General features: G+C 37.8%; 18 protein-coding genes. 2 read left to right on the top strand and 16 right to left on the bottom strand.

Features of this window, described 5'->3' with window-relative positions:
• Nucleotides 1-153: 153 nt before the first annotated feature.
• Nucleotides 154-1,980 carry a translational GTPase TypA gene (typA, locus tag ACFILU_RS09310; protein WP_273790628.1) on the top strand — a complete coding sequence of 609 codons (1,827 nt, stop codon included), beginning with the start codon at nucleotides 154-156 and terminating at the stop codon, nucleotides 1,978-1,980.
• Between the two features lie 68 nt (nucleotides 1,981-2,048).
• Nucleotides 2,049-2,579, top strand: coding sequence for an inorganic diphosphatase (gene ppa, locus ACFILU_RS09315; RefSeq protein ID WP_273790629.1), 531 nt, complete (start codon nucleotides 2,049-2,051; stop codon nucleotides 2,577-2,579).
• A 53-nt stretch (nucleotides 2,580-2,632) separates the two neighbouring features.
• On the opposite strand, the gene ACFILU_RS09320 is transcribed toward ppa, so the two are convergent.
• The 16 genes from ACFILU_RS09320 to ACFILU_RS09395 all read right to left on the bottom strand — a co-directional run.
• Nucleotides 2,633-2,947: a DUF167 domain-containing protein gene (locus ACFILU_RS09320; protein ID WP_375675693.1), complete on the bottom strand. Its 315-nt coding sequence runs from the start codon at nucleotides 2,945-2,947 to the stop codon at nucleotides 2,633-2,635.
• 22 nt (nucleotides 2,948-2,969) lie between these two features.
• Nucleotides 2,970-3,263 (bottom strand): YggT family protein, encoded by a 294-nt coding sequence (locus ACFILU_RS09325; protein ID WP_273790631.1) that lies wholly within the window; start codon nucleotides 3,261-3,263, stop codon nucleotides 2,970-2,972.
• Nucleotides 3,264-3,590: 327 nt separating this feature from the next.
• Nucleotides 3,591-4,151, bottom strand: coding sequence for an invasion associated locus B family protein (locus tag ACFILU_RS09330; RefSeq protein ID WP_273790632.1), 561 nt, complete (start codon nucleotides 4,149-4,151; stop codon nucleotides 3,591-3,593).
• A gap of 99 nt (nucleotides 4,152-4,250) precedes the next feature.
• Entirely contained in the window at nucleotides 4,251-4,772 is a 522-nt protein-coding gene (locus ACFILU_RS09335) for an RNA pyrophosphohydrolase (RefSeq protein ID WP_273790633.1), read from the bottom strand.
• Nucleotides 4,773-4,811: 39 nt separating this feature from the next.
• Complete coding sequence (locus ACFILU_RS09340) at nucleotides 4,812-6,122, bottom strand: S41 family peptidase (RefSeq protein WP_375675695.1); 1,311 nt, start codon at nucleotides 6,120-6,122, stop codon at nucleotides 4,812-4,814.
• Entirely contained in the window at nucleotides 6,112-7,356 is a 1,245-nt protein-coding gene (locus ACFILU_RS09345) for a murein hydrolase activator EnvC family protein (RefSeq protein ID WP_375675709.1), read from the bottom strand. Before ACFILU_RS09345 ends, ACFILU_RS09340 begins: the two co-directional genes overlap by 11 nt.
• Nucleotides 7,357-7,477: 121 nt before the next feature.
• Nucleotides 7,478-7,960 (bottom strand): 23S rRNA (pseudouridine(1915)-N(3))-methyltransferase RlmH, encoded by a 483-nt coding sequence (rlmH, locus tag ACFILU_RS09350; RefSeq protein ID WP_273790635.1) that lies wholly within the window; start codon nucleotides 7,958-7,960, stop codon nucleotides 7,478-7,480.
• Nucleotide 7,961: 1 nt separating this feature from the next.
• On the bottom strand, nucleotides 7,962-8,348 hold the full coding sequence (gene rsfS, locus ACFILU_RS09355; protein ID WP_375675696.1) for a ribosome silencing factor: 387 nt from the start codon (nucleotides 8,346-8,348) through the stop codon (nucleotides 7,962-7,964).
• A 111-nt stretch (nucleotides 8,349-8,459) separates the two neighbouring features.
• Nucleotides 8,460-9,053, bottom strand: a complete 594-nt coding sequence (locus ACFILU_RS09360) for a nicotinate-nucleotide adenylyltransferase (protein ID WP_375675698.1) — start codon at nucleotides 9,051-9,053, stop codon at nucleotides 8,460-8,462.
• Nucleotides 9,054-9,082: 29 nt separating this feature from the next.
• Nucleotides 9,083-10,339 (bottom strand): glutamate-5-semialdehyde dehydrogenase, encoded by a 1,257-nt coding sequence (locus ACFILU_RS09365; protein ID WP_375675699.1) that lies wholly within the window; start codon nucleotides 10,337-10,339, stop codon nucleotides 9,083-9,085.
• A 45-nt stretch (nucleotides 10,340-10,384) separates the two neighbouring features.
• Nucleotides 10,385-11,524 carry a glutamate 5-kinase gene (gene proB, locus ACFILU_RS09370; RefSeq protein WP_375675710.1) on the bottom strand — a complete coding sequence of 380 codons (1,140 nt, stop codon included), beginning with the start codon at nucleotides 11,522-11,524 and terminating at the stop codon, nucleotides 10,385-10,387.
• 1 nt (nucleotide 11,525) lies between these two features.
• On the bottom strand, nucleotides 11,526-12,551 hold the full coding sequence (obgE, locus tag ACFILU_RS09375; RefSeq protein WP_273790640.1) for a GTPase ObgE: 1,026 nt from the start codon (nucleotides 12,549-12,551) through the stop codon (nucleotides 11,526-11,528).
• A 173-nt stretch (nucleotides 12,552-12,724) separates the two neighbouring features.
• The gene (locus ACFILU_RS09380; protein ID WP_375629986.1) at nucleotides 12,725-13,453 is read right to left on the bottom strand and encodes an RlmE family RNA methyltransferase; all 729 of its coding nucleotides are present in this window, start codon (nucleotides 13,451-13,453) and stop codon (nucleotides 12,725-12,727) included.
• Nucleotides 13,454-13,482: 29 nt separating this feature from the next.
• Nucleotides 13,483-14,793 carry a Ppx/GppA phosphatase family protein gene (locus tag ACFILU_RS09385; RefSeq protein ID WP_375675700.1) on the bottom strand — a complete coding sequence of 437 codons (1,311 nt, stop codon included), beginning with the start codon at nucleotides 14,791-14,793 and terminating at the stop codon, nucleotides 13,483-13,485.
• 906 nt (nucleotides 14,794-15,699) lie between these two features.
• Nucleotides 15,700-16,305, bottom strand: a complete 606-nt coding sequence (locus tag ACFILU_RS09390; RefSeq protein WP_273790643.1) for an invasion associated locus B family protein — start codon at nucleotides 16,303-16,305, stop codon at nucleotides 15,700-15,702.
• The coding region (locus tag ACFILU_RS09395) for a YadA-like family protein (RefSeq protein ID WP_375675701.1) at nucleotides 16,302-16,581 on the bottom strand (280 nt) is incomplete at its 5' end. The genes ACFILU_RS09395 and ACFILU_RS09390, both read right to left, overlap by 4 nt.

Here is a 16,581-nt window from a genome sequence, read left to right on the forward strand (position 1 = left end):
CTTAAAGACTTGGATAAATAGTTTTGTCATAAAAATATTGCCTCCATCTTCCAAAACTATAAAAAAACATGTAAAAGGTTTTTTAATAGTCAGACAAAGAATGTAAAGACTTTGCCTCAAATGAAATTTCATTAAACGAAAAGAAGAAAATTTATGCAATTGCGTAACATTGCCATCATTGCCCACGTTGACCATGGGAAAACAACGCTTGTAGACGGACTTCTCAAGCAATCAGGAAACTTCCGTGATAATCAGCGTACAAGCGAACGTATGATGGATTCAAACGATATTGAGAAAGAACGCGGAATTACAATCCTAGCGAAAGTGACATCTGTTGTTTGGAAAGATACACGAATTAATATTGTTGATACACCAGGACACGCCGACTTTGGTGGAGAAGTTGAACGCATTCTAAATATGGTTGATGGAGCCATTGTACTTGTTGATGCTGCTGAAGGACCAATGCCACAAACAAAATTTGTTGTTGGCAAAGCATTGAAAGTAGGATTGCGCCCTATTGTTGCTATTAATAAAATTGACCGACCGGATGCACGCGTTGATGAAGTCATTAATGAGGTTTTTGACCTTTTCGCTGCTCTTGATGCAACCGATGAACAGCTTGATTTTCCTATTCTTTATGGATCTGGACGCGATGGATGGATGGCTGAAGCCCCTGAAGGACCAAAAGATCATGGATTAGGTCCTTTATTTGATCTTGTGACGCAGCATGTCCCTTCTCCTAGTGTAGCAGAAGGACCGTTTCGCATGATTGGAACTATTCTTGAAGCGGATCCGTTTTTGGGACGAATTATTACAGGGCGGATTCATTCTGGCTGTCTAAAACCCAATCAAAATGTCAAAGTTCTTGGACAAGATGGAAAACTTTTAGAAACTGGGCGTATTTCAAAAATTTTAGCGTTTCGTGGCTTAGAACGGCAACCTATTGAAGAAGGAAGTGCTGGTGATATTGTTGCGATTGCAGGTCTGCAAAAAGGTACCGTAGCTGATACTTTCTGTGATCCTACTGTCAATGAACCCCTTACTGCCCAACCAATTGATCCTCCTACTGTTACTATGAGTTTTCTCGTCAACGATAGTCCCCTTGCTGGAACTGAAGGCGATAAAGTAACAAGCCGTGTCATTCGTGACCGATTGTTAAAAGAAGCAGAAGGCAATGTCGCTCTTAAAATTGAAGAATCAGCCGATAAAGATTCTTTCTACGTTTCAGGACGAGGAGAATTACAGCTTGCAGTTCTCATTGAAAATATGCGCCGTGAAGGATTTGAACTTAGTGTTTCACGCCCACGTGTTGTTATGCAAAAAGATGAAAATGGAATAACTCTTGAGCCAATCGAAGAAGTTGTTATCGATGTTGATGAAGAATATTCCGGTACTGTTGTACAAAAAATGTCTGAACGTAAAGGCGAAATGGTGGAATTACGTCCTTCTGGAGGTAATCGTGTCCGCCTTGTCTTTTATGCACCAACCCGAGGACTCATTGGTTATCAATCTGAACTTTTAACGGACACACGTGGTACAGCAATTATGAATCGCCTTTTCCATGCTTATGAACCTTATAAAGGAGACATTGCTGGTCGTGTTAATGGTGTTATGATTTCAAATGACAACGGTGAATCTGTCGCTTATGCTCTTTTTAATCTTGAAGATCGTGGTCCTATGATCATCGATGCGGGTGTGAAAGTCTATCAAGGTATGATTATTGGCATCCACTCACGAGATAATGACTTAGAAGTCAATGTCTTAAAAGGGAAAAAACTCACCAATATGCGCGCTTCTGGAAAAGATGAGGCCGTAAAGTTAACGCCTCCCATTAAAATGACATTAGAACGTGCCTTATCGTGGATACAAGATGATGAACTTGTGGAGGTAACCCCTAAAAATATTCGTCTCCGCAAACTCTATCTTGATCCTAATGAACGTAAACGTTTTGAAAAAACACGTGCATCAATTTCAAGTTAATTTCATAATCTCTTTGGTAAAATATTTAATTGTATTGAGCCTCACTATATTCCAGAAAGGATGTCTCTATGAATATTAAGGAAATACCTGTAGGCAAAAATCCACCAGAAGATATTAACGTTATTGTGGAAGTCTCCCTTGGTGGGCAACCAATAAAATATGAGATGGATAAAAAGTCTGGTGCATTATTTGTTGACCGTTTTCTTCATACATCAATGGTTTATCCTGGAAATTACGGTTTTGTCCCTCATACGCTTTCAGATGATGGTGATCCTATTGATGTTCTTATCTGTAATACCCGTCCACTTATGCCTGGTTGTGTTATCAATGTTCGCCCCATCGGAGCTCTAATGATGGAAGATGATGGTGGTAAAGATGAAAAAATTATTGCCATTCCCACTACAAAATTAACAAAACGCTATATCAATATTCATGACTATACAGATCTACCCGAGATTACACTCAAACAAATTGAACATTTTTTCAAGCATTACAAAGATCTGGAACCTGGAAAATGGGCTAAAATTGAAGGATGGCGTGATAAAAACTTTGCGCATGAATTAATTAAGCAAGCTGTTGAGCGCAATAAAAAAATATAACGATTTTAATAAAATAAAGCCTATTTAAAAATAGGCTTTATTCTTTATTTTTTCTACGAGATACAATCTCTAAAGGATTGCCATATCTGCTTTAGCTCTTCTAAATGTGTTGAAAAGTGAAGTTGTTTGTAGCGAGATATTGCACCGTTTTTCAGAGAAATAGAAGAAGATGGTATTCTCCATTGCTTGGCAAGAAATTTAATGAGAGCTTTATTCGCTTTTCCATCTTCAGGAACAGCACGAAGGCGTATAACCAGATATTGTTTCTCACCATCCCTACATTCAATCCCTATTATTTTGTCAACGGACGATTTGGGAATGAGATATACAAACAAAATCAAGTTATTTTTATCAACTTGATAAAACATGTATTCGCCTCAAGTAATATTTCTATACATACATGTTTGCGTAAACGCGCCACATAAAAGTACGAATAAAATATATAATAATGAACACTACAATAGGTGAAATATCAATCGTTCCCAAATTTGGTAAAATTTTCCGGATACGGCTTAGAACGGGATTTGTAAGACGATCTAGAAAGCTTCCTATCAAAACAACAAAGCGATTGCGTGAGTTTATGATATTAAAGACATAAAGCCAAGAAAAAATGACACTAGCGATTAAAATATCAATATAAATCTCAAAAATCAAATCAATCGTTCGAAGCAATGCATAAATCATGCGTCATCCCTTTCAATCAAGGAAACAGAAGAGCGTATAGAAAACCTTCATTAAAGCAGGTCTGTGTATCAAAAAATGGTTTTATATTTCAATACTCTTTTTTCTTGAATAAAAACCAGATATCTAAATTCTTCATCTCTCTATTTAATGACGATGCAGTTAGAAAACAAATATCAAAATTAAAAATAGCACATACAATAGCAGAAACGGCAAAAAATCTGAATATCCCTTATAGGATTAATCTTAAATCTCATCGTTTTAATTATTAATATATAAAAAACAAACAAACTAAAAACGGCCTTTTAAAGGCCGCTTTTAGTTTTAAAATTATTTCTGCAAAGCAGTCAAACGATTAAGAGCACTGCTAAAACCATCTAGCTGAACAAATAAATCATTCAAAGCTGGTTCACCTGCAGCAGCAATTGTCATCGCCAACTTTAACTGTTTTCCAGAACGTAAAGCTGCTACGTGATTTTTGTCAAAAACGACAGGAACCACACAACCTGCTGGTACACAAGTCCGGATACCGGTTTCGATAACAGCTTTTCCCTCATCAACTTGTAAACGAACAGGCTTAGAAACCAAAATGCCAAAAGGAACTGTTAAATTACCAGATACAACACCCTCAGCATCGAGAGTAAGGCCCATAGCCACAACAACACGCCCCTGCTCATTCACTTCTTGACGGTGCATAAAACAAATTCTTTTCCCTTCTTGTATACCACAGTTAATAGTCCACAAACCGTAGGTTTCAGTCAAAGAAGAAGCTCCATTTGGCAATGTCGCTGCCGCATCTTTTGATGCAGGAGGTTTTGAACTTGTTGCAAATGCAACAGATGAAATACTCAAGAGAGTAAAAACTATAAGTAAATTAAATAACTTTTTCATTTTATATTCCTGTTCTTTACATAAAAGAGAAACATGTTTATTATTTATTATAATATAAAGCATCTTAATAAAAAAAGCTTTCTCGTAATCATATAGCTTTTATAATGGTCTAAGGCTACCTCGAAATTCGCTGACAACTTTCGTATAAACGTGCTTTTTAAAAGAAACAGCAATCAACGGAAGGGTTTCTAGATCAATCCATTTCCATTGATCGAATTCCGCTTTATTGCCATCTGGTGGCGGATTAATCGCAATTTCAGAAAGCTTTCCTGTAAACTGGAAAGCAAACCATTTTTGTATTTGCCCACGATATTTATTTGTTAATGTGCACCCAATAAGTTCTTGTGGAAAATCATAATGGAACCAATTTTGTGCTTCTTTAATCAACTTCACAGATCGAATACCCGTTTCTTCATAAAGTTCACGATATGCTGCATCTAATGGTTTTTCATCTTCATCAATCCCTCCTTGAGGAAGCTGCCAACGATGAGATATTTCAATATCTGCATGAATGGGCATCATTAAACGACGCCCAACCCACACTTTACCGTCATGATTAAAGATAACAATCCCAACACATTTGCGATATGGAAGAACCTTCAAATTAATACCTGCATCCATTTAATATTCCTCAAAATCGCAAGCTATAGATATCAATTCTCACTTTAACACATCCTTATTGGGATCTGGCGGAAATGCTGCATTTGCCATTTCACCTCGTAACAATTTATAAGCCTCATTCAACTGGATATCATCTTTAGGGTCTTTGGGAACAAAAGCAGCTGAACCAGATCCTTTATTACTCTCTCGTTTTCCTTTGATATGTCCTTTTAATGCAGACTCACCAACTTTTACATCATAACCCTTATATTTTTCAGGGAGTGGTTGCTCTACAATAATATCAGGCGTGATCCCTGTTCCTTGAATAGAAGTGCCAGATGGCGTGTAATAAAGTGCTGTTGTTAAGCGTAAAGCCCCATTTTCACCCAAAGGAATAATTGTTTGAACAGATCCTTTACCAAAAGACTGCGTCCCTAAAATTGTTGCACGACGATGATCTTGTAATGCACCCGCAACAATTTCAGAAGCACTTGCCGAACCACCATTAATAAGGACAATGAGCGGTTTTCCATTGATGACATCACCTGGCTTCGCATCAAATCTTATCACATCACTCTTTTTGCGCCCACGAGTCGACACAATTTCACCTTTATTGAGAAAAGCACTCGAAACATTAACAGCTTGATCTAAAAGCCCACCCGGATTAAGCCGCAAATCAAGGACGTAACCTTTTAGCTTATCTTCAGGAATTTTAGATTGGATATCTTTAATTGCTGCCAGAAGATTATTCAATGTCTGCTCAGAAAACTGGATAACTCTTAAATATCCAATATCACCCTCAACCCGATATTTCACCGCTTTTACTTTGATAATATCACGAACAATCTTCACTTCAAATGGCTTATCAACACCAGAACGAATAATTGTTAAGGTAATTGGTGTTCCAGGAGCACCTCGCATCTTATTAACAGCTTCATTCAATGTTTGACCATTCGTTTGTACATCATCAATTTTTGAAATAAGGTCTCCTGCTAGAATACCTGCTTTTGAAGCGGGAGTATCATCCATTGGTGAAACAACTTTAATTAAGTTTTTTTCCATAGTGACCTCAATACCAAGACCTCCGAACTCTCCTTTCGTAGAATCCCGCATATCCTTGGCTTCTTCAGCATTCAAATAAGATGAATGAGGGTCCAGTGATGTGAGCATGCCATTGATAGCATTTTCAATAAGCTTTTTATCATCTGGAACTGTAACGTATTGCATACGCACACGCTCAAAAACATCGCCAAATATAGCTAGCTTTTTATATGCATTATCTTCATTATTCGCAGCAACAGACTGCACCATAATCATTGAACAGGCGCCGAGCAATACCCCAGCGACCAAAAGAATAACTTTACGAATCATTTTGGCTCCTTCTTATTTTTTCAGTCTGCCACCAAGGAGTTGGATTTACAGGTTTTCCCTGCTTTCTAAACTCAATGTAAAGCATTGGAGAAGTTTTTCCTATATCCAATGCAACACTGTTTGAAATAAATTGCATCTCCATTATACCCAGAGGCTCACCTGAAAGAACAAATTGCCCCTGTTTTACATTAATTCTCGACATTCCAGTAAGAATGATATGATAACCATTTCCAACATTGAGAATGATTAACTGTCCATAAGAACGAAATGGCCCTGCAAAAGCAACAAAAGCATCCACAGGTGATACAACAACAGCTCCTGCCTCTGTTTCTATCGTTTCACCAAAGCGCGTAATCTGCGAACTTTTGTTAGAGTGATGTATTCTTTTTCCTGAAACAGGAAAAAGTAAAGAACCTTTTCGGCTTTCAAAATTGGACTGTTCTAACAATTGCAAACTTTTCCGTACCTGTACTGATGCATCAGAGTTAAGTTTTGACTGACGATCGAGCTCTAAAATCAATTCTTCCAAAGACTGCGCTTTTTTAGCAAGAGCAATATTTTTTTGTTGCTGTTCTGTAAGTTCTTTTTCTGATTTTTTTTGTAGTTTGTTTTTTTGGTCTAATAAAAGCTCTAGACGTTTTCGCTGCTCTGCTTGATTTTGCAGTTTTGTCTTTAATGCCTTATATTCCGTAGTAATGGAATTACTCAAATTGGTCAACTCCTTGAGTTTTTCTGTTAAATCTCGTGTTTTCTCCTGCATCTGAGGAATAACAGTACCTAATAAAACAGAGCTACGTATAGAAGCCAACGCGTCCTCTGGCTGTATCATAAGAGCAGGAGGCGGATTCAATCCCATACGCTCCAAAATTGCAAGAACTTCCGCAAATTCAGCACGACGATTTTTTAAACTTTGATAGACTTGTACCCGCTTTTCTATCATTTTTTTAAGCTTTTCTTCCCTTTTAGCAATATCATCTGCTACTATACGTTCTTCTTTAGCCGCTTTTATGAGTGCATCACTCAAAACACGTTGATCTTTTTTTAAATGCTCAACTTGATGCATAAGAAAAGCAACACGCTCACGCGAAAGTGAAATATTTTGGCGAATTTCTCCCAATTCTTTATGTACTTCCGTACTCCTCATTGTATCTTCCGCACGCGATACAGAAAAGCAAAAAAACATACTCAAGAGCAGAATGACAAATATGACGCACTCCTCATATAAATATAGCATCTTTCTATGAAGAAGCTTTTTCATTTGCAAAAACCATGACACCTCATCGTATACATTAGAGATGCTTTAAATGGTGTCAGCTAAAACAATATTAATAAGTGCTAAAAATTGCACAAAAATATTAAAAACGATGATACGGATGATTATTTTCAATTGTTACAGCGCGGTAAAGTTGTTCTGTAAGAAGAATACGTGCAATTTGATGTGGCCACGTCATCAAACCAAAAGATAAAAGAAAATCAGCACGCTTCTTTATTTGTTCATTATGCCCATCAGGTCCTCCCAAAGCAATGACGACATCTCGAATGCCCTCATCACGATAACACCTCAATTTTTCAGAAAAAGAAATTGACGAAATCGATTCTCCACGCTCATCTAACACAATTAATCGACATTTTTCAGGTAAAAATTCAATAAGTTTTCTGCCCTCTTCCTCCATACGTTGACAAACTGTTTGAGCACGACTTTCTGGTATCTCTTGTAACTTTTTTAAATGAAAGCCTACATCTCCAGAAATTTTAGAAAAACGATCCAAATAATGCTGAACTAATTTTTGCTCCGCCCCACTTTTCATACGACCAACCGCAAAAATAGAAATTTGCATTTTAATGATCTCCGAAGAGAAGCAAAGCCGTATCGTTTAAATCCGGCGTCATCCATATTTTTTCTAAATTATAAAAAAGACGAATTTCTGGACGAAAAAGATGAGTGATAATATCACCTGTATCAATCAATACCCAGTCACCTCCAGCAAGCCCTTCTACACGCGCAAACCCCTGCCCACTATCTCTCCAAGTATGTAATAAATGATCAGCAACAGACGATACATGACGCTGCGAATTTGCTGAAGCTATGACCATATAATCAGCCAAAGATGACTTCCCTCGAATATCAATAGCAACAATATCTTCTGCTTTTGTATCTTCTAAACTTTTGAGAATAACTTCAAGACTCTCACTAACAGAAAAAACTTTTTTTTCTTTTGAAGGCATAATATCGTAAGAGTGTTTGTGTGCAACGTTTTTCAGATCAATATCCTTTCTTATCGTTGTGGAATCTAAAAAAGAGACTTCTCTGAAGAGAAGCAGAATCTTATGAAATGTTCAAGAAAAATCATTCTTCTTCAAACGAAGGTTTGTTGAAGATTGAAAAGATAAAGGTCCATGCAAATAAGTCCAAACTGGTGGCTTGATAAAAGGTAATCGCTTACTTTCTCTCTCATCCAAACGAAAACGGCGATAAATATGTGCCATAGGAGAAGAAAGTGCTGACCGATTGCCTAAAGGACGATCAATAATCGCAATAGGAAGCATAGAGACGATATCATGCCATCGATACCATTGATGTATCGTCGCAAAACTATCTGCCCCCATAATCCATACAAAATTTACGCCACTGTAATGGGTAAGAATATGAAAAATCGTATCTACTGATACTTTGCTCCCTATAGCCTGTTCAAAACCTGTTAAGCGAATTTTTGGATGGTCAATAAGTTTAAAACTTAATTGCATTCTATCCTCTAAAGAGGGCAACTGTGTACAATCCTTTAAAGGATTTCCTGGAGTGATCATCCACCATAACTGATCAAGATGCAAACGCCGAATGGCAATTTTTGCAACAAGAAGATGCCCCGCATGCGGTGGATTAAAGGAACCACCAAAAAGACCCACAACATTAGATCTTTCAACATGTGGCATACAATTTTTCCATGGAAAAAATGGTGTTCTCAAGCTCTAACCTGACCATTTCCTTTAACGTGATATTGAAATGATGTTAGCTGTCCAACACCTATGGGACCACGTGCATGCATTTTTCCTGTTGCGATACCAATTTCCATTCCAAAACCAAATTCACCTCCATCAGCAAATTGTGTAGATGCATTGTGTAATAAAATAGCTGAATCTAAATGATTAAAAAAATTCTTCACCACTTCCAAATCCTCAGCAATAATCGATTCCGTATGTCCTGATGAATAACGCTTGATATGAGAAATGGCTCCCTCAACACCCTCAACCGTTTTAACAGAAAGAATAGCATCAAGATATTCATGCGACCAATCTTCTTCAGAAGCTAATTTGACATCTGGCATAAGAAAAACAATATCTTCTGTGGCACGAATTTCACACCCCTTTTCCTGTAAAGCAGTTAAAACAGGAAGAAATTTTTTTAATGCTTGGCCGTCAATGAGAACCGTCTCAACAGCACCGCATATCCCTGTCCGCCGCAGCTTTGCATTTAAAACAATATTGCGTGCCATATCTAAATCTGCCGATTTATCAATATAAATATGACAAAGTCCCTCCAAATGAGCAAAAATTGGAACACGTGCATCAGACTGAACGCGGGCAACAAGGCTCTTTCCACCACGTGGTACGATCACATCAATCGCTCCATCCAATCCTTTGAGCATTTCCCCAACGGCAGCACGATCTGTCGTTCCAACCATTTGGATAGCATCTTTGGGTAAACCAGAGCGCTCTAAACCTTGTACCAAAGCTAAATGAAGAGCATGAGAAGAATGAAAGCTATCCGAACCACCGCGCAAAATCGCAGCATTACCTGCTTTTAAGCACAAAGAACTCGCATCAACTGTAACATTGGGACGACTTTCATAAATAATGCCAATCACACCAAGAGGTGTTCGTACACGACTTATATGAAGCCCATTTGGACGCATCCATTCATCCATCACTTGTCCAACAGGATCAGATAAACGAGCAACTTGGCGAACACTGTCTATCATTGCACGTAAACGCAAATCATCTAATTTTAGCCGATCAATCATTGCAGCTTTCAAATTATTCTGAGCAGCATTCTCTAAATCTTGACAATTCGCCCGTAAAATTTCATCTGACTGAGCCTCTAAACTTAAAGCGATCATTTCTAATGCATTGTTCTTTTGCTCAGAAGAAGCAACAGCCAATGCTGCAGCGGCATAGCGTGCTTTTTGTCCCATATCTTTCATTTTTTCTTCTAAAGTCATCGTAACATCCACTCTGCCAAAACAATAAAAACAAAAGTAACTTTTTTAAACAGAATTGATCAAGAAACGTACAATCATATCATTACGATGCACCATAGCAGAGCGCGCCTCATACCCAAGAATAGCTTCGATTTCTTCACTTTTATGTCCTATAATGCGTACAGCCTCATCTTTGTCATAGCTTACAAGTCCACGCGCAATCTCAACTCCATCTGTACCAACAATTGCAACCGTATCCCCACGCTGGAAATTTCCCTCAACGCCAATAACCCCTGCAGCTAATAATGATTTTCCTGATTCAAGAGCCCTAATGGCTCCTTGATCAATCGTCAAAACACCAGATGGATCTAAATGACCAGAAATCCATGTTTTCCAAGCATTGACAGATTTCTTACTTGCCGCAAAAAAACTCTTGCGTTCACCTTTGTCAATTGCAGCAAGAGGATTCATACGCTTGCCTGAGGTGATAATCATCGCCGTTCCAGCAGCATTAGCTATTTTTCCGGCTTCAAGCTTAGTCTTCATTCCTCCCCGTGAAAACTCTGAAGCAGCAACATCTGCCATTTTTTCGATATCATGCGTAATGGATGCAACAAAAGGTATAAATTCAGCCGTAGGATCACTATGGGGAGACTTTGTATAAAGACCATCAATATCGGATAAAAGTATTAAAAGATCTGCCCTCACCATTGTTGCCACACGTGCAGCTAAACGATCATTATCACCATAACGAATTTCAGTTGTTGCAACAGTATCATTCTCATTAATAACAGGCACAGCTCCCAAATATAAAAGCGTCTCAATCGTTGCACGGGCATTGAGATAACGCCTTCGCTCCTCCGTATCAAATAAAGTGAGCAAAATTTGGCCTGTTTTGAGCCCATGTTGAGCAAGCGCATCACCATAGGTTTTTGCTAACTCAATTTGCCCCAAAGCAGCACATGCCTGGCTTTCTTCCAATTTCAAAGCCCCCTTAGGAAGCTGTAGCAATGTCCTTCCTAAAGCAATAGCACCTGAAGACACCAATAATATCTCTACGCCTCCTTTGTGTAATTCAACAACATCATTGATCAAGCTTTTAAGCCATTCAACCCGTAAACCTGCCTGAGGATCAACCAAAAGGGCAGATCCAATCTTGACCACAATACGTTTATAGTGTGTAAGTTTTTGCGATCCAACAGCCATCTCAATCAACCTTGCTATCCCCACTGATCTCCTCTTTGCGTGACATTTCAATAATATGTGCACCAGCACGCAGCACATTTTCTAAACCTTCGCGGCTAACCGCAGAAAACATCATAACTGGTTGATCCGCTGCTCTTTGCAAAGCTTCCCGTTTAGCTTCACGCTCTTCAATTGTCAGAGTATCTATCTGGCTTAAAGCAACAATTTCAGTTTTATCACTTAGATTATTTCCATATGCCTCAAGTTCATGACGCACAATTTGATATGCTTTTGCTACATCTTCTTCTTGAGAAGAAATTAGATGAAGCAGTACGCGACAACGTTCCACATGTCCTAAAAAACGATCTCCAATTCCCACACCTTCATGCGCTCCTTCAATTAATCCTGGAATATCAGCCAAAACAAATTCACGACCATCAATACGTACAACACCAAGATGAGGATGTAGAGTGGTAAAAGGATAATCTGCAACTTTTGGTTTTGCAGCCGTTACAGAAGCTAAAAAAGTTGATTTTCCAGCATTTGGTAAACCAACAAGCCCCGCATCAGCAATTAACTTCAAACGAAGCCATATTGCACGCTCTTCTCCAGCCAAACCTGGATTTGCACGACGCGGTGCCCGATTTGTCGATGTTGTAAAGTGAAGATTGCCAAAACCGCCATTCCCTCCTTTTGCAAGGCGATAGCGCTGTCCCACTTCCGTTAAATCACATATTAACGTTGTATTATCTTCTTCAAAAATTTGCGTCCCAACCGGAACTTTAAGGATGACATCATTACCCTTTTCACCCGTCATATTACGCCCCTTGCCATGCCCCCCTGTTTTTGCTTTAAAATGCTGTTGGTAGCGATAATCAATCAGCGTGTTAAGCCCATCAACAACAAGAGCCCAAACATCACCACCCCGTCCTCCATTTCCCCCATCAGGTCCCCCAAATTCTATGAATTTTTCACGACGAAATGATACTGCTCCAGAACCTCCATTACCAGAACGAATATAAACTTTAGCTTGATCAAGAAATTTCATTGGAAACACTCACTGAGGAATCAATCTCTTTACCTCTATAGGCAATACATTAGTTTTACCAGTTTTTCATCATTGATAACAGAAAAACTGTCACTATCGCCGATAACTCTTTGAGAAAAAAATCATCACATCTAAATAGGTTAAGTAAAGTTAAGTCTTCTTAAAAGAAGGCGCTATTCTTGTATTTTTGTTTTTCCCTTAAATTCAAGTGCTAGAAGATAAAGCTCTACTGATTCTGATCGGCTTGCGGGTGGTTTAACATGATAGACTTTTTTAAAATGCTGTTTTAGTATCGTAAGAAGAGTGTTTTCTGCTCCTCCTTGAAAAGCCTTTGCTAAAAAATGTCCCCCAGGCTTAAGAACCGAAAGAGCAAAATCAGCCGCAACTTCACATAAATAAATCGTTCTTAAATGATCCGTCTGACGATGACCTGTTGTTGGCGCTGCCATATCAGAAAGAACCACATCCGGTTTTGTCCCTAAAGTTTCAATTAATTTCTGCGGTGCATCTGTATGCAAAAAATCCATTTCCAACATGGCAACTCTAGGTAATGGATCAACATGTAAATAATCAATACCAACAACGCTAGGATCCTCATCACTTGACCCTACTATACGCTCAACCACCTGACACCAGCCCCCAGGTGCTGCTCCTAGATCAATAACCTTTTGACCTTTTTTCAAAAACCTATAGCGCTCATTAATTTCAATGAGTTTATAAGCCGCACGCGAACGATACCCATCTACTTTTGATTGATGGACATAAGGATCATTCAGATGCCTCTCTAACCATCGTCGTGATGAAGCTTTAATGGTTCCTGCTTTCTTTTTTACGCGCTGATATAATTCATGTGACCCTGAACCTCCATAGCCACCTCTCGGTGTTTTTGTTGTTTTTTTCATCGTTATTCATTGTCTCCATATTTAATTCTCTAACGCTTGAAATCTCTGCTCTTTCTACGACGACACCATACCCCATCGCGTAACATTAGCTCTATCAAAATTCCTTCCTTTAATCCACGATCAGCAACTCTTAAACGCTGACTTGGCCAAACTTCCCGAATAACATCTAAAATTGCACAACCAGCTAAAACTAAATCTGCTCTCTCGTGCCCAATAAAAGGACTTATGACACGTTTTTCTATATCCCATGATAATAGACGTTGTGTCATAAGTGTAATGTCTGCATCCTTCATCCAAATGCCATCCACTTTTTTCCTATCATAACGCTCTAAATTAAGATACATTCCTGCTAAAGTCGTAACTGTACCAGAGGTTCCCAAAAGATGAAACTTCGAACCTTGTGCTAACTCTCCTAATTTATGACGATCTGAAAAATTATTTAATAACCCTCGCACATAGCTTTTCATTTTTTCAAAATCGTCTAAGCTAATATCATTCCCTCCAAAACGTTCAGCAAGCGTAACAACACCAACAGGAAGAGAAGTCCAAGCGATAATTTGTCTAGCTAACCGAAAAGAACGCTTTTGAGAAACATCAAGTAGCACAATTTCTGATGACCCTCCTCCAATATCAAAAAGCACAATTGCGTCAGTATTTGGTTCAACAAGTGTACTACACCCTGTAACAGCAAAACGCGCTTCTGTTCGCCGATCAACAATTTCCAATTCAAGACCTGTCTCCTCCAAAACACGCTGAATAAAATGTCTACCATTTTCTGCAGAACGACAAGCTTCCGTTGCAATCAAGCGATAACGCTTAATATGCCTTTGTTTTAGCTTTAAATGACAAATCTTTAATGCCTCAATCGCACGATCCATAGCTTGTGTATTAAGAAAACCGTTATTTATTAAACCTTCTCCCAATCGTACAATACGAGAAAAAGCATCAACAACACGAAAATATCCAGGTTTACTGGGAGATGCGATAAGAAGACGACAATTATTTGTTCCGAGATCAAGTGCCGCATAAAGAGGTGGAGATTTTACTGAATGGAACCGTCGAAGAAAAGGTGCTTTGAGTTTTTTTGTTTTTTGAGCACCTATCATTATCTGATTATGAAACTCAAAAGCTGCCTCAGATTGAACAAAAACCTGTTTCTGTTCATAATGTTTTTTTCTCTGTTGTCTCTTTATATCAACAAGGACAGAGTATGCCTCTGTTCGTGACAATGCAGAAAGATTATTTGTATTACTACTGCACTGATCATACAACTGATCTGCTTTGGTATCGTATATTTCTCCTCGCTTTAACTCTTTTGAACCATAATTTAACGGGGTCATGTCCCTTATCCCTTGAGCGTTCCCCCAATAAATAAACGCGAAAACTCTTCTGCTCATTCCTAAATAAAGCAATAATGCAGCATCAAATGATATATACAAGAAATCATTCTTTCTTTTTCTATCATTAAAATTTTCTACACTAACATCATTCAGATTTTTGTATAATCTTTCGGTTGTTTCCGTGAAATCATGCATCTCTTTATGAACTTAAAACTATAAATTAATCGTTTACGTTCACATCAATTTTTATAAATTATGCTCTTTTCTTGATACCATTTACACGGAGCACACATCTATTGTAACAAACCTACACTATCATACTATTTGCTGACTTTTAAGGTTACAACAACCTATACATTAGTACGGTTTATAAGAAAAAAAAATTTTTTCGTTATCCACACACAAACCACGTTTGTTATATGCAATGAAATGGCTTTGATTATGCTGGAATAAAAGTTCCGTAGTACTACAAAATGCAATTACAATAGCTGTTATTTCGTGAATACCAATAAAAACTATCGTTCAAAAAAACTCTAGAATTATAAAATTTATCTGAAAAATATTAATGCTTAATCAGACCGCATTAAAAATCCATTTGAAGCTTAAAAAAAGAATTTAGTCTACTCATTATTGTAAGGAAGAAATCGAGTATTTCTAATCTTTTTTACTTTTAATAACTAACGAAATCACTCTTTAAGCATTATAGGAAACACTAACTTGATTTTCTATTACATATAAAGAACTTACTGTGACTTTATATTCATAAAACTCTCACTCTTTCCAATAAATCACCTCGATATCATATTATATAAAACTTCTTACTTATCTGACCTTATAATTTACACTCAAAAATATAATACAACAATTTATGGAAAAATGACTCTTGTTAAAAATACTCGATGGATTCTAAGGACGGAAAGAATTAAGTGCCGCATTTAACCCTTTAAATGGTACAGTAAAAGAAAATACCTTACCTTCTTTAGTTTTATAGGAAATACGTACCTTATTGTTCTGCTCTATTTGTTTAGTCAAAACCGGCCCTACAGGTGATTGTGCCAAACAAACCGTTTCATTACATTGCGTATAATTAATAAGAACAGGTTTTTTAACATCTTTTACAAACATTTGAATCGGAACATTTATATCAGAATTTGGCAATGTTCGAAAAAGCATCACTGCTTGACCACTTGTCGTAGAAACAAGAGACCAACTAAAAATGGTATTTCCTTCTTGATCATGAACCGTCTGTGTCACATTACATATACCTTGCTTATGTTTAAGCTTTTGTTTTTCGTCACAAATCAAAGTCCAATCATAAAATTGCATAATAATTCGACGTGTTTCGCCAGGTTCTCCCTTAGGTATCGATAAGTGCGGTGGATGCACTGTATAAATATTATTATTCTCGTTGGCAAAGCTTTCGCTCTTGCCTATTAAGGCAAGAGCAAACAGCAGAACCTTTACTAACATACTTCTCGTTTTTACAATAACAGCCATTTTTTCTATTATCATCTCAACCTCAGAGTAATTCCAGCGCCTATTCCCCAATGACCTCCAGCACTTGTCACAGATACATTCGAGCGAATATTTCCATCTTCAGATGTATAACCAGCACCAAGAGCAAGTGCAGATTGACTGCGCCATAAACCACTCCCAAATGAAACACTTAAAGATCCTGGTATATCATAGTAACGTAAGTTGGACACCGCTAGACCAATAGCAGCAGCTTGTCTTGCTTCTTTCCGAACATCCTGAATAGCATAATTCAACGTCTCAAATTTCATATCC

Origin of the sequence: Bartonella sp. CL100XZDX (genome assembly GCF_042195375.1) — a bacterium.
Taxonomy (GTDB): domain Bacteria; phylum Pseudomonadota; class Alphaproteobacteria; order Rhizobiales; family Rhizobiaceae; genus Bartonella.